At 41.8% G+C, this 14,457-nt stretch carries 4 protein-coding genes and 3 pseudogenes; 5 read left to right on the top strand and 2 right to left on the bottom strand.

The annotated features are described in order from the left end of the window. Positions 1-106: 106 nt before the first annotated feature. From BVU_RS00830 to BVU_RS00820, 3 genes are all read left to right on the top strand, one after another. Positions 107-1,951 carry a rhamnogalacturonan lyase gene (locus tag BVU_RS00830; RefSeq protein ID WP_011964645.1) on the top strand — a complete coding sequence of 615 codons (1,845 nt, stop codon included), beginning with the start codon at positions 107-109 and terminating at the stop codon, positions 1,949-1,951. Positions 1,952-2,098: 147 nt separating this feature from the next. After that, positions 2,099-3,742, top strand: a complete 1,644-nt coding sequence (locus BVU_RS00825; RefSeq protein WP_005845717.1) for a rhamnogalacturonan acetylesterase — start codon at positions 2,099-2,101, stop codon at positions 3,740-3,742. 21 nt (positions 3,743-3,763) lie between these two features. After that, the gene (locus BVU_RS00820; RefSeq protein WP_032953563.1) at positions 3,764-7,063 is read left to right on the top strand and encodes a DUF6250 domain-containing protein; all 3,300 of its coding nucleotides are present in this window, start codon (positions 3,764-3,766) and stop codon (positions 7,061-7,063) included. A 137-nt stretch (positions 7,064-7,200) separates the two neighbouring features. On the opposite strand, the pseudogene BVU_RS00815 reads toward BVU_RS00820, so the two are convergent. Further along, positions 7,201-8,751 (bottom strand): annotated as a pseudogene (locus BVU_RS00815) (ATP-binding protein). Between the two features lie 1,078 nt (positions 8,752-9,829). Between BVU_RS00815 and BVU_RS22975 the strand changes: the two are divergent. Next, positions 9,830-10,982 (top strand): annotated as a pseudogene (locus tag BVU_RS22975) (ISAs1 family transposase). A 711-nt stretch (positions 10,983-11,693) separates the two neighbouring features. On the opposite strand, the pseudogene BVU_RS21135 reads toward BVU_RS22975, so the two are convergent. Continuing rightward, positions 11,694-11,798 (bottom strand): annotated as a pseudogene (locus tag BVU_RS21135) (RNA polymerase sigma-70 factor); the annotation flags it as partial. Between the two features lie 254 nt (positions 11,799-12,052). Here BVU_RS21135 and BVU_RS00790 point away from each other — a divergent pair. Beyond that, positions 12,053-14,404: a glycosyl hydrolase 115 family protein gene (locus tag BVU_RS00790; protein WP_011964639.1), complete on the top strand. Its 2,352-nt coding sequence runs from the start codon at positions 12,053-12,055 to the stop codon at positions 14,402-14,404. Positions 14,405-14,457: the final 53 nt, after the last annotated feature.

The following is a 14,457-nucleotide window of genomic DNA, read 5'->3' as shown; positions in this document are numbered from 1 at the left end:
AGATGTGGATATTTTTTAGAGGTAAAGATTGATAGACAGGAGTTTCTTTTTTAAGTAGATAGGCGGGGAAACTCCCCGCTTGTATTAAGGTTTTATAAATTGTTAGATGAAACATTGGGTTATGATGAATATGCTTCTGCTTGTCGGAAGCATATTCGCTTTCTCCCAACCTTATAGTGGAGAAAAGCTTTCAAGAGGATTGATTGGAATTCCTACAGAGGAAGGAATGTATTTTAGCTGGCGCATGACCTTGGAGGATGCAGCCGGATTACAATTTGATTTATACCGTAGTTCCGGTGGAGGTGCGGAGGTAAAATTAAATAAAGAACCGATAGATCGGACTTCCGATTTTTTAGACCGTACGGTTGATTATACGGTGGATAATCGTTGGACTTTAAAAGCAACTACCGGGGAAGTCGCTACCTGGACCCGTTTGAAGGGAGAGAAACGGAATCCTTATTTAAGTATTCCTGTTTGTAAACCGGAGGACGGAGAAATAGCAGGTGAATCATTCACTTATACAGCTAATGATTGTAGTGTAGGTGATCTGGATGGTGATGGAGAGTATGAGATTATTTTAAAATGGTCTCCTTCTAATTCAAAGCGACCGCCACAACGTGGCTTTACCGGTAATACCTATTTGGACGCATATAAAATGGATGGAAGAAGATTGTGGCGTATTGATTTGGGACCGAATGTACGTTCCGGAGCAGCCACTACTAATTTCTTGGTTTTTGATTTTGATGGAGATGGATGTGCGGAAATCTGTTGTAAGACAGGAGATGGTACTGTCGATGGGCTGGGACATCGGATAGGAGATGCCCAAGCCGACTGGAGGACATGGGATAAAAAAAGTCCTACGTATGGTAAGATAGTAAATGGCCCGGAATACCTCACGGTTTTTGAGGGACGTACCGGAAAAGAACTGGATTCGAAAGAATATATTCCAACCCGTTATCCCTTGGATGGTTGGGGAGGTGTCGGTGGCAATTGTGGTAATGATAATACTGGTGGTCGTTCAGACCGTTTTACAGCTGGAGTAGCTTTTCTGGATGGAAAAACGCCTTCACCTATCATGGTAAGAGGATGGTACGGACGGACGGTGGTGGCTGCATGGACTTTTACAAACGGGGCATTGAAACATACATGGACTTTTGATAGTGCGGCACCGGGGTGGGAGGCCTATTCGGGCATGGGAAATCATAGTGTGACCGTAGCGGATTTTGATGGTGATGGTTGTGATGAAATCTGTGTGGGGGCTATGACTGTAGACCATGATGGTAAAGGACTGTTTACTACGGGCTTGCGTCACGGTGATGCTTTACATGCCGGACGTTTTATTCCTTCCCGTCAAGGTATGCAGGTTTTTGGCGTGCATGAAAATGAAGGCGATAATGAAATTGTAAAGCGTACTCCTGCCGTAGCTATGTTTGATGGAGCGACCGGAGAAATTATCTGGCAGGATGGTTTGGGACAAGATGCCGGTCGTGGAGTAGCTGCCGATATCGATCCGCGTTATGATGGAGCAGAGTGTTGGTGCAATATAGGAGGTTTGAGAAGAGGGGATACCGGAGAAATAATCTGTAATAGAAAGCCTGACTCCTGTAATTTTACCATTTATTGGGACGCTGATCCCTTAGCGGAATTACTGGATCATGTTTCCATCAGTAAATGGAATTGGAATGCGGAAAGTACGGATTTATTATTGAAAGCCGAGGGAGTTGTTTCCAATAATGGAACAAAAGGTAATCCGTGTTTGTCGGGTGATATTTTAGGAGATTGGCGAGAAGAGGTCATTTGGCCTTCCGAAGACCAGACGGAATTACGTATTTATTCTACTACCATACCGGCTGTGGACAGACGTGCCACATGGATGAATGACCGTCAGTACAGGTTGGCGATAGCTTGGCAGAATGTAGCGTATAACCAACCGCCGCACCCTAGTTTCTAGCCTTGTCGCTACTCTGATTAGGATATATGTACTATTGGTTGAACGAATAAACAGGAAAATGAATGAATTTCTATTCTCCGGTTTGTTCGTTCATCTTATTTTTGTGAGAAATTTGAAATGCAATAAAAGAAAAACACTATAAATGTCATGAAAGGAAACAAACTTTGTTTATGCTTTTTGTTAGCTGCCGGAGTAGGATTGGGAGCACATGCTCAAAATAAAATAGCTGCTCCGATGAAGGATGTGAATCAAGTCGTTGATAATACACTTGATAGTTTGAATGTGGCGCGTTCCGCCCGTCCTGTTTCAGGTTCCAGCCGGAAAGGGGATAATCCGGTGTTGTTCCTTGTTGGAAATTCAACGATGCGTACCGGTACGTTGGGCAATGGAAATAACGGTCAATGGGGATGGGGATATTTTGAACACGAGTATTTTGATGAAAATAAGATAACCGTTGAAAATCACGCATTGGGAGGAACCAGCAGCCGTACTTTTTATAACCGGTTATGGCCTGATGTCTTGAAAGGAGTTCGTAAAGGTGACTGGGTTATCATAGAATTGGGACATAATGACAATGGTCCGTACGATAGTGGCCGTGCCCGTGCCTCTATTCCGGGAATTGGCAAAGACAGTCTGAATGTGACTATTAAAGAGACAGGAGCAAAAGAGACCGTATATACGTATGGGGAATATATGCGTCGTTTTATTCATGATGTGAAGAAAAAAGGCGCTCATCCTATTTTGATGTCCCTGACTCCTCGCAACGCTTGGGAAGATGCAGACAGCACTATTATTACCCGGGTAAATCAGACATTTGGATTATGGGCGAAGCAGGTAGCTAAAAAAGCGAGAGTTCCTTTTATTGATCTGAATGATATCTCGGCACGCAAATTTGAGAAATTCGGCAAAGAAAAAGTAAAGTATATGTTCTATCTGGACCGCATTCACACAAGTGCTTTTGGCGCACGTGTCAATGCAGAATCAGCAGCCGAAGGAATCCGTAATTATAAAGGGTTGGAACTGGCTCGTTATTTGAAACCGGTAGAAAAAGATACGGTTACGGGGGCTACCCGTAAAAAGGGGAATCCTGTATTGTTTACGGTGGGAGACAGTACTGTGAAGAATGCCGATAAAGATGAAAAGGGTATGTGGGGATGGGGAAGTGTTATTCACGAACTGTTTGACACGGAAAGGATCTCTGTAGAGAATCATGCGAAAGCGGGCCGCAGTGCGCGTACTTATTTAGATGAAGGGCGTTGGGATAAAATCTATCATGCACTTCAGCCGGGAGATTTTGTTTTGATACAATTCGGACATAATGATGCAGGTGACATAAACACAGGGAAAGCGCGTGCGGAATTACCCGGTTCAGGAAATGAAAGCAAGGTCTTCAAAATGGAGAAAACCGGCAGCTATCAAGTGGTTTATTCTTTCGGCTGGTATTTGCGTAAGTTTATTATGGATGTAAAAGAAAAGGGAGCTGTTCCTATTGTCCTGAGTCATACACCCCGCAATAAGTTTGATAATGGTGAGATAGAGCGCAATACCAGTTCTTTTGGTAAATGGACGCGTGAAGCGGCAGAAGCGGCCGGGGCTTATTTTATAGATTTGAATAAAATATCAGGAGACAAGCTCCAGGATATGGGATACAATCAAGGTTTGCGTGTAGTAGGAACGTATTTCAATCATGACCATACCCATACCTCTTTGAAAGGTGCCCGTATGAATGCCCGGAGTATTGCTGACGGGCTGAAAGCTACGGACTGTCCGTTAAAAGACTTTTTAAAGTAAATGAAAACAAAACAACATCGTATGAAAAATCTGTTTCTGTTTTTATTTCTATTAGTTGTCTTTACGTCAAAGGCACAGGATAATAGGGTTTCCGGTTTAAATTCCCGTCAGTTTACTAAATACTGGAAGGTTGAATCGGAATCGCCTGATTATAAAGTGACGTTTCAGGGAGATACCGCTGAAATAGTATCTCCCAAAGGATTGACTCTTTGGAGAAAAGAGAAGATGAGTGGAAAAGTGACCATTGAATATGATGCATGTGTGGTGGTGGAGTCGGATGGAGATCGTCTGAGTGATTTGAACTGCTTCTGGATGGCATCAGACCCTCAATATCCCGATAATTTATGGAAGCGCGAAAAATGGCGTAGCGGTATATTTTTGAATTGTTATTCTTTACAGCTTTACTATTTGGGATATGGTGGCAATCATAACTCTACTACACGTTTCCGTCGTTATGATGGGGATGAGTCGGGTATTACAAATCCTAAAGCCCGTCCTGCTATTCTAAAGGAATATACGGATGCCGGACATTTGCTGAAGCCGAATCATTGGTATCACATCAAGATTACCAACGAGAACAATAGGGTTAGTTATTACATAGACGGTGAGCGCTTGGTGGACTTCAGGGATGCTGAACCGTTACGGGAAGGCTGGTTTGGTTTTCGTACCACTTTGTCGCGTACTCGTATTACAAATTTCAGTTATGAATGCTCATCGCAAGAGGCGACTGCTGTTCCCTTGCAATGGATTGGTGAGACTCCCCGGCAGGATAAGGTCGTAAGTTTCGGAGTGCCTTTTGATAAAGGGGAAGTTTTTCCGGAAAACAAGTTACGGCTATCTGCAGAAAGTGGTGAGGATATTCCTATTGATACCTGGACTTTGGCTTATTGGCCGGATGGTTCTGTAAAGTGGGGAGGAATAGCTGGAGTTATTCCTGCCGGAACAGAAAAACTGACTCTGGAAAAGGCGGTAAAGAAATCTAAAGCGAAATCCAAACTGCCGGATACAGATAAAAAGAAGTCCGTTTCTGTGGCAGAAACATCACAGGGTATTCATATTTCTACCGGAGTCATTTCAGCATATATACCTCGTCAAGGCGAATTTTTGATAGATAGTCTGTTATATAAAGGTGTGAAAGTAGGAGAAAAGGCTAGGCTTATCTGCCATACGCAAAGCGAACCGGTACTTGAAAGTACTTCTCAAGTTTCTTTCACTAATTATATAGGAGAACTGAAATCTGTGACTGTAGAGCGTGCCGGTTCTGTGCGTGCGCTTGTTAAATTGGAAGGGGTACACAAAAGTCCGAATGGTCGTGAGTGGTTGCCCTTTGTGGTACGGCTTTATTTTTATGGTGGCAGTGAGCAAGTGAAAATGGTGCATAGCTTTGTATATGACGGAGATCAGAACAAAGATTTCATTCGCGCCTTGGGAGTTCGTTTTGACGTTCCTATGCGTGAGGCTTTATACAATCGCCATGTAGCTTTCTCTTGTGCCGATGGTGGAGTCTGGAGCGAGCCCGTTCAGCCTTTGGTGGGACGACGCATACTTACATTGGGTAAAACCGGAAATGGAGAATCTTCATTACAGCAACAGCAGATGGAAGGAAAACGCATTCCTTCTTATGAAGCTTTTGACGAAAAGAACCGTGCTTTGCTTGATCATTGGGCTTCTTGGGACAGTTATCGTCTGTCCCAACTGACAGCGGATGCATTTTCAATCCGTAAACGTGCCAATGACAATAATCCTTGGATAGGTACTTTTTCCGGTACACGTAGTGAGGGTTATGCCTTTGCCGGAGATATAACCGGAGGCATGGGGCTTGAGTTGCATGATTTCTGGCAGTCTTATCCGTCTTCTATTGAAATCTCGGATGCAAAAACTCCGGTGGCTGCTCTTACCGCATGGATATGGAGTCCGGATGCTGAACCGATGGACTTGCGCCATTATGATAATGTGGCCCATGACTTGAATGCCAGTTACGAAGATGTGCAAGAAGGAATGAGCACCCCTTACGGGATTGCCCGTACAACGACTCTTACCTTGATACCTCAGGGTGGTTATAGCGGAAAGAAAGCTTTTGCAGAACAAGCTAAACAACTTGCCGGACCGGGAGTGCTGATGCCTGTACCTGACTATTTGCATGCCAAGCAGGCATTTGGTGTTTGGAGCCTTCCCGATCGTAGTACTCCTTTCCGTGCCCGGGTGGAAGACAGGCTGGATGCTTATATCAGCTTCTATCAAAAAGCGATAGAACAAAATAAATGGTATGGTTTCTGGAATTATGGGGATGTGATGCATGCATACGATCCTGTCCGCCATACCTGGCGTTATGACATCGGAGGTTTTGCATGGGATAACACGGAACTGGCTTCTAATATGTGGCTATGGTATAATTTCCTGCGTACCGGACGTGCTGATATCTGGCGCATGGCAGAAGCTATGACCCGTCATACGGCGGAAGTGGATGTGTATCATATCGGTCCGAATGCAGGATTGGGTAGCCGGCACAACGTCAGTCATTGGGGATGTGGAGCCAAAGAAGCACGGATCAGTCAGGCTGCCTGGAATCGTTTCTACTATTATCTTACTACGGACGACCGATGCGGTGATTTAATGACCGAAGTAAAAGATGCCGATCAGAAACTGTACACGCTGGACCCCATGCGTCTGGCGCAACCTCGCAGTCAGTATCCTTGTACGGCACCTGCACGTCTCCGCATCGGTCCCGACTGGTTGGCATACGCCGGAAACTGGATGACTGAATGGGAACGTACCGGCAATACGGTTTACCGTGACAAAATTATAGCCGGGATGAAAAGTATTGTGGCACTGCCCAACCGTATCTTTACAGGTCCGTTGGCTTTAGGTTATGATCCGGCTACAGGGATTATTACCAGCGAATGTGATCCCAAGTTAGAAAGTACAAATCATTTGATGACCATCATGGGAGGTTTTGAAGTCATGAATGAAATGATCCGTATGGTTGATTATCCCGAATGGAATGAGGCATGGCTTGATCTTGCCGCCCGTTATAAGCAGAAAGCATGGGAGTTAAGGAAAAATCGTTTCCGTATATCCCGTTTGTTGGGATATGCAGCCTATCATACCCGTAATGCAAAAATGGCGGAAGAGGCTTGGACTGATTTGTTTTCCCGCTTGGAACATACTCCGGCTCCACCTTTCCGTATAGAAACTGTTCTTCCGCCGGAAGTTCCCGCTCCTTTGGATGAATGTACAAGTATCAGTACCAATGATGCCGCCCTTTGGAGTCTGGATGCCATTTATATGCAGGAAGTGATTCCGGTGGATGGTATGAGATAGGATATTTTCGTATCTGTTTGATGATATCATTGTATAGCTTATCATCCTGAACATGAGTGAAGAATCTGTTTACAACAACTCTTTTATTGTTTACAGATTCTTCACTAATATTCAAAATAATAGAAATGACAGAATCATTATTCAACAATCCATTTTTCAATATTCCGTGTTTCAGCACTGAAGTTCACTCCTATTTTAAACAGTCTTCGTCCGTCTGTTTCAAAAGGAAGTGCGTAATGCTTGTCGTTAATCTGCTGTAAGGCTTCTTCCGCTGTTCCGTTCAGTTTAAACTCCATTATATAGATAAACTTGTCTGTCTGCAAAACGAGGTCTATGCGGCCCCTGCTGGTGTGATACTCCACTTTGACATAGAAACCTACCAGCTTAAAGATGATGAAAAGTACATTCTCGTAATGCAGTTCCTGTTCACGGATAATCTCGTATGTAGTGTCTGCAAAGAAGCTTTGCAGGCGTTGGAAGAAAGAATTGTAGTCGCCGGAACGTATTTCACGGACAAACTTTTATATCTCAAATGGAGATTCAACGTTGTTCATGCTGGTATAATAAGGTACAAGAAACTGTATGAACCCTTCTTCCACTTCTTTGTTTGGAAAGCCCAAATGATAGATACCGAACTCTTCATCATATCCTTTTATAGTAAGATATCCACTTTGATAGATAACAGGAATGGGACTGGTTGACTCCGAATCAATGCTGTTCAACACTTGGGCATTGGTCTCTTCGTGTGCCATCCGTTCCAGATTGTAATGATGTCTTTTTAGCAGTTCCACCAAGTAAGTAGGAGTCCCCGTCTCGAACCAGTAACTGCCAAATTCCTTGCGCTTGAAAGCATTGAGCAGACTGAACGGATTATACATGCCGATGGAGTTGTGGGTGAAGTGATAGCCATCATAATATTGTCTTAGTTTTTCGCAGAAGCTGTCATAGGTCATCTTTTGTACATCTGCAAATTCATGAAGTTCGGTTTCCAAATTCTTATGAATTTCTTTTTCGCTGATGCCACATAATTCTATATATTCATTCCACATCGAAATATCATCCAGGTTATTCAGATCACTGAATACACTTACTTTTCCAAACTTAGTTACTCCTGTCAGCATGGCGAATTTGATGCAGCCATCCTTGCTTTTCAATGCTCCGTAGAATGCTTTAAGTGTTTCGCGAAAACTATTTTGCAATTCTTTATTGCCGATGGCTTGCAACATGGGCTTGTCATATTCGTCTACCAGAATCACTACACGTTGGCCTGTTTGTTCATAAGCGCGCTGAATGGTGCCTTCAAAACGCATGGACAAGGAATCTTCGGCAGGCTCGCTTCCATATAGCTTTTCCCAGGTTACCAATGTACGGTTCAGTTTGCTTTCCAAACTTTGCGGACTATCATATTTCTGTGTATTCAGGTCAATGTGCAGTATGGGATATTTTGTCCAGTCCTTTTCCAGTTTTTCCATAGCCAGTCCTTGAAAAAGTTCCTTTTTCCCTTGGAAATAAGCTTCCAGAGTGGAGATAAGCAGGCTTTTTCCGAAGCGGCGTGGGCGGCTCAGGAAATAATAGCGTCCGGATTTCACCAATTGATAAATCAATGCTGTTTTATCAATATAGAAATAGCCATCCAGGCGGAGACTTTCAAAATTCTGTATACCGATAGGATAAATCTTATTGCCCATACTTTTTTGTTTTTAAATGATAACATACAAAGTTACTGATTTCCTTTTTATTTCCTGTATTTTCAGCGAATTCTTTTGGAATAATGTTTTGTTTTTAAGTAGGTATGTCACAGAGGGGAATACAGAAACTTTTCATCTTTTGTTCTCTCCTAAAAGGATTTTATGATCTTTTGTTTCTTAATTTATGTCGATGGTTGATGTGGATAAAGTATAATTTATGAGATACCTTATTAGAAATAATCAGTAACAGGCAAAAATGGGTTCATCTGAAGAAATTTATTGGGACATGGCAAAAAATAATAGAAAGTTGGACGCGAAAATGCCATCATGCCCTCATTTTTTGCCATAACTTATTTATAATGAACTGCTTATTAGTGGTGGTAGCATCGGTGTTAGTGAGGGCATTGCCCTCACTAACACCGATGCTTAAAAATAAATTATTCAGACTTTATCGCATGATACAAAGTACTTTTATTGCTGGCTTTTGGGGGAATGCTCAGCTTGCAGGGAATGCGTCTGGAATAATTTATATTGTTGATTTATAGTTCTTTTTATGCGTATGTCCTTTCGGGTAATTGAAAATCTTCATGAGCGGTCTCCCTTCTTCCTTCTTCTCTGAAGTAGCAGAAGAAAAGTGATATTTGAAAAACTGCTCCAAAGGCAAAATTTGCTCAAATTCGGTGTTGTTTTGCCACAATACCCTACTCTTTTTCATCATTCACCCCCTAACGTTCGTTCTTATAAAGCAGCTGCATGGCTTGTGAATCGAGTTGGTGGTAGTCTATGTGTGCATATTTCCCTGTCTCTTATTTCTTTTCTTTCTTTTCTTTTCCTACTTTTTATATGTTTGTAATTGCTTATCTACCTAGGTGGTTAAGTCTAACCACAAGAGTGGTTAAAGTTAACCACAAAGGTGACTAGACTTAATCACATCCGTGGTTATGGCGGATGCATTATATTTTTTACTATATTATTCCTTGTTATTTATTTGTTATATTGTTGATTATTAATGCGTTATTATTTGATTATGTCGATTGTTTTTCTTGTCTTTATAAGATATATTAAAACATAAACTAACATGAAAATTGGTATAATTGACCTTTGTAAACAAATAGAAGATCCTAGGATGAACCGCAAAAAAGTCCATAAAATGGAAACTATTATCTATATATCCATTGCTGCTGTAATCTGTGGCGCCCAATCCTGGAATGAGATTGAGGAATTTGGCAATGCGAAAATTGCTTTTTTCAAGAGTCGCATACCTAGCCTGGAGTTCATCCCCAGTCATGATACTTTTAACAGATTCTTCAGTATGATAAAGCCCGATTATTTTGAGTTGATCTTCCGTAATTGGGTAAAACAGGTCTGTCAGGAGGTGAAAGGCGTTGTAGCTATAGATGGCAAGCTCATGCGTGGTCCAAGCCAATGTGATGGAGAACATACTAGGGGAAAAGAAGGATTCAAATTATGGATGGTTTCCGCCTGGTCTGCCGCTAATGGAATTTCTTTAGGTCAGGTGAAAGTAGATGACAAAAGCAGTGAGATTACAGCTATTCCATTGTTGATTAACTCTTTGGAACTAAGTGGTTGTATTGTTACAATTGACGCGATGGGATGCCAGAAAGATATAACCCAGACCATTATTGGGCATGATGCAAATTATATTATCGCTATAAAGGAGAATAAGAAAAAAAAATATCAACCGGCTAAACAAATCATTGATGATTATCAGGATAGAGATGAAATAATCAATAGAGTCATCAGGCATGTGTCGGAAAAATGCCGGACATGGAAGGATTGAGAAAAGAAACTGTACTGTAGTCAGTTATGGATCTATAATGGAGAAAATGTTCAAGAAGAAACTTGTGGGGTTGAAGTCTGTTGTAAGGATAAAGTCGGAAAGAACAATAGTCGCAATAGGGGAATATACTCAAGAGGTCAGATACTATGTAACTTCACTTGATAATACCCGACCTGAGAAGATTGCATCTGCCATCAGGCAGCATTGGTCTATTGGGAATAATCTTCATTGGCAACTGGATGTTACCTTTCGAGAAGACTACAGTAAAAAGGTGAAAAATGCTGCCGGAAACTTTTCGGTGGCAACAAAGATGGCGCTTACCATACTTAAGAATGAGAAAACAACAAAAGGAAGTATGAATCTGAAAAGACTAAAAGCGGGATGGGATGAAAACTATTTGTCACAACTTTTGCAGGACAATAATTTTTAATGCGTCGGCCCTGTAGTTTGGTTGAGCAATCATGAAGGAATTTTGATGTAAACCTGTTCCTATCCTTGCGTAACTACATCCCTATGTTTGTATCGTATAATCGGGAGATATGCTTTGTGCTATCGGTATAAATCCGTAAAGGCTGCATTGGGCATGACATGGAAGAGAAAAAGCCTGAAAAACGGCTGTTTCTTGAATTTCGGGAAATAGATAAATATTAATGTATGTATCTGATAGTAAGTAATATACGTCTGTGTGAGAAAGTAAACACTGTGAGGGCATGAGGGCATTTATGAGAGCATAAAGATGATACACTCATAATATAGTGCATTGTTAATGAGATGATTATCATCGTTAATGAGGGCATGAGAGCATATTGTCTTCCAACTTGTTCTGCAAATCTGTATAAGAAATATGCCTCTTTGAAATCTATAGAGTTAGAAAAATTACTGTATTCTTAGGTTATAGATGTCTTTAGACGGATAGGGTAATATTTTATCGCACCTATTTTGTATTTTTGTAAAAAGGAGCGTTTTGTATGAAGAACATAATCAGAAAGATAAGAACCTACTATTCTGTTTCGGGGTAAAGCGTTGGGAACATTGACACAACTTTTGGAGAGGCATATATTCCCGGCAGAAACACTTCTTATCATCATATCAGTTATGAAGTGATAGGGTACAAGGATATAATAGGATGTACGGGTTCCTATTAAGGGGCAAAAAAGAATAGAAGTAAGGGTAAGTAGTCTTTTAATTCTTTCCGTAATTGTTTTAGTGCCTGTTGAATTCTGTAATCTACCGTTTTGGAAGATATATTCTGTGATTTCATTGAATGAAAATAGTAATTTAAAACAGAATCCCGGATACGAAAATTGATACTTAATGTGGGGAAGAGAAAATTCCTATATGCTCTTCCCTATATTTTTATAAATTTATTGTAAGTGTAAAAAGCACCGTAAATACGATAAATAATACAGGCTTTATGGACGAATTTCCATATTATTGTATCTTATTCTATGGAATCCAATCCTATTTCGTCTTATTTTTGCAATATTGAAAATAAAAACTATGAAATACAAAAAACTCATTTCTTTTCTAGCTTTCTTTTTAGCTGTTTTGTCAGTATATGGACAGAACCCTTTTATCTTGAAATCAGGTGAACCGGTGACTATTGCCTGTGGTAATTCAGAGGAAGAAGTTGTACATACAGCTTTGAATTTGCTCAATCGTGATGTAGAGTCTGTTTTTTCTACCCGCATAATCGTTACTCCGGAAAGTAAAAAAGGAATGATTATAGTCGGAACCATCGGACAAAGTGATTTGATCGATAAGGCAGGTGTTGATTTATCTCCTATAAAAAATAAAAAAGAAGCTTTTCTGCTGGCTGTTTCTTCCACTGGTAAATTAGTTATAGCCGGCAGTGACAAGCGTGGTACTGCATACGGCGTCATGGAACTTTCACGGTTGATAGGCGTTTCTCCATGGGAGTGGTGGGCAGATGCGACCCCTGCAAAGAAAGAGATTTTTCAACTACCGGCTTCTTATCGGAATATGCAGTCTCCTTCCGTAGAATATCGGGGGATTTTTATCAACGATGAGGACTGGGGGCTTACCCCTTGGAGCTGGCAGACATACGAGCCAAGTGATGTGAAAGGACAAATCGGTCCGAAAACACATGAGCGGATTTTTGAGTTATTGCTTCGTCTGCGTGCCAATACCTTCTGGCCGGCTATGCATGGCTGTTCTGTACCTTTTTATTTTACACCGGGCAACAAAGAAGTGGCTGATAAGTTTGGTATTTTCATTGGAACTTCTCATTGTGAACCGATGATGCGGAATACCAATGGTGAGTGGAAACGGGATGGAGTGGGAGAGTATGACTATGTTCACAACAGTGCTCATGTCTTGTCCTTTTGGGAACAACGTGTAAAGGAGGTTGCAGGGTTGGATAATCTGTATACTTTAGGTATGCGTGGCGTGCACGACGGTGCGATGAATGGTGCTAAGACCATAGAAGAACAAAAAGCTGTTTTGACCAAGGTCTTGAAGGATCAGCGCGATTTGTTGACTAAATATGTAAATAAGGATGTGACCCAAGTGCCTCAAGTCTTTATTCCTTATAAGGAAGTGTTGGATGTGTACCATGCCGGGCTGCAAGTGCCCGATGAAGTGACGCTAATGTGGTGTGATGACAATTATGGTTATATCCGTCATTTCCCTACAGCAGAAGAACGTGCCCGTAAGGGAGGAAACGGGGTATATTATCATATATCTTATTGGGGGCGTCCGCATGATTATCTTTGGTTGGGGACTGTCCATCCTTCCTTGGTATACCAGCAAATGTCTTTGGCATATGAGCGGGGTATACAGAAAATGTGGATATTGAATGTCGGAGATATTAAACCGGCTGAATATCAGGTAGAACTTTTCCTGGATATGGCATGGAACTTGGAAGCGGTGAAGCAGCAGGGAGTTGCTGCTCATCAACGTCATTTCCTGGAGCGTGAGTTTGGAAAAAATAGGGCTGACCGGTTACAGCCCGTCATGCAGGAAGCTTATCGTTTGGCTTATATCCGTAAGCCGGAATTTATGGGGAATACCCGCACGGAAGAGAAGGATCCTAAGTTTAAAGTGATCAGTGATTTGCCTTGGAGTGAGCAGGAAATCAATGAACGTCTGGCAGCATACAGACAATTGTCAGATAAGGTGGAGCAGGAATGGCATGCACTTCCTGCACAGAAAAAAGAAACTTATTTTCAGTTGGTGAAGTATCCTGTCCAGGCGGCTGCTCAGATGAATAACAAACTGCTGACAGCCCAGTTGGCGCGTCATGGAAAGGCTGATTGGGCGGATAGTGACAGGGCGTATGACAGTATAGTTTCATTGACAAAACGCTATAACACAACAAAATGGAACCGTATGATGGATTTCCAACCACGCAGACTTCCGGTTTTCAACCGGGTGGAAAGAAAGGCACTATCGTCCGGGTTGCCTGAAAAACGTCAGGCTGTCTATACATGGAATGGCGCTGATTGCGCTGAAGGGGTATCGGCAATTTGTGAAGGGCTAGGCTATGAAGGGAAGGCGGTGGCGGTGTCAAAGAATAAAGAACTGACTTTTGAATTTACTGCATGGGAAACGGATTCTGTAGAGGTGGAAGTACGATTGTTGCCTAATCATCCGGTGGAAGGAGAACGGTTGCGTTTTACCATTTCATTGGATGGAAGTGCCACGGAGGCTGTTTCGTATGAAACCAAAGGACGCAGTGAAGAATGGAAGGAGAATGTTTTGTGTAATCAGGCTGTCCGACGGATGGTTCTTCCTGTTGCACGGAAAGCTTCCCATCGTTTAATTTTTACCGCATTGGATGAAGGTGTGGTATTGGATCAGATATACCTTTATATGCCTCGGATAAAATAGGGTGAACAAAGATATTCAGGATATTTGTGCATACAGAAATTACAATGAAAAAC

It is taken from the genome of Phocaeicola vulgatus ATCC 8482 (assembly GCF_000012825.1).
GTDB classification, from domain to species: Bacteria; Bacteroidota; Bacteroidia; order Bacteroidales; family Bacteroidaceae; genus Phocaeicola; species Phocaeicola vulgatus.
Note: the sequence above shows the minus strand (reverse complement) of the source record. Positions and strands in the feature narration are given on the sequence as shown.

What these genes read in the sequence shown, in the direction of transcription:
- BVU_RS00820 (WP_032953563.1), top strand. Translation starts at nt 3,764, where the DNA reads ATGAAAAATCTGTTTCTGTTTTTATTTCTATTAGTTGTCTTTACGTCA.
- BVU_RS00830 (WP_011964645.1), top strand. Translation starts at nt 107, where the DNA reads ATGAAACATTGGGTTATGATGAATATGCTTCTGCTTGTCGGAAGCATA.
- BVU_RS00825 (WP_005845717.1), top strand. Translation starts at nt 2,099, where the DNA reads ATGAAAGGAAACAAACTTTGTTTATGCTTTTTGTTAGCTGCCGGAGTA.
- BVU_RS00790 (WP_011964639.1), top strand. Translation starts at nt 12,053, where the DNA reads ATGAAATACAAAAAACTCATTTCTTTTCTAGCTTTCTTTTTAGCTGTT.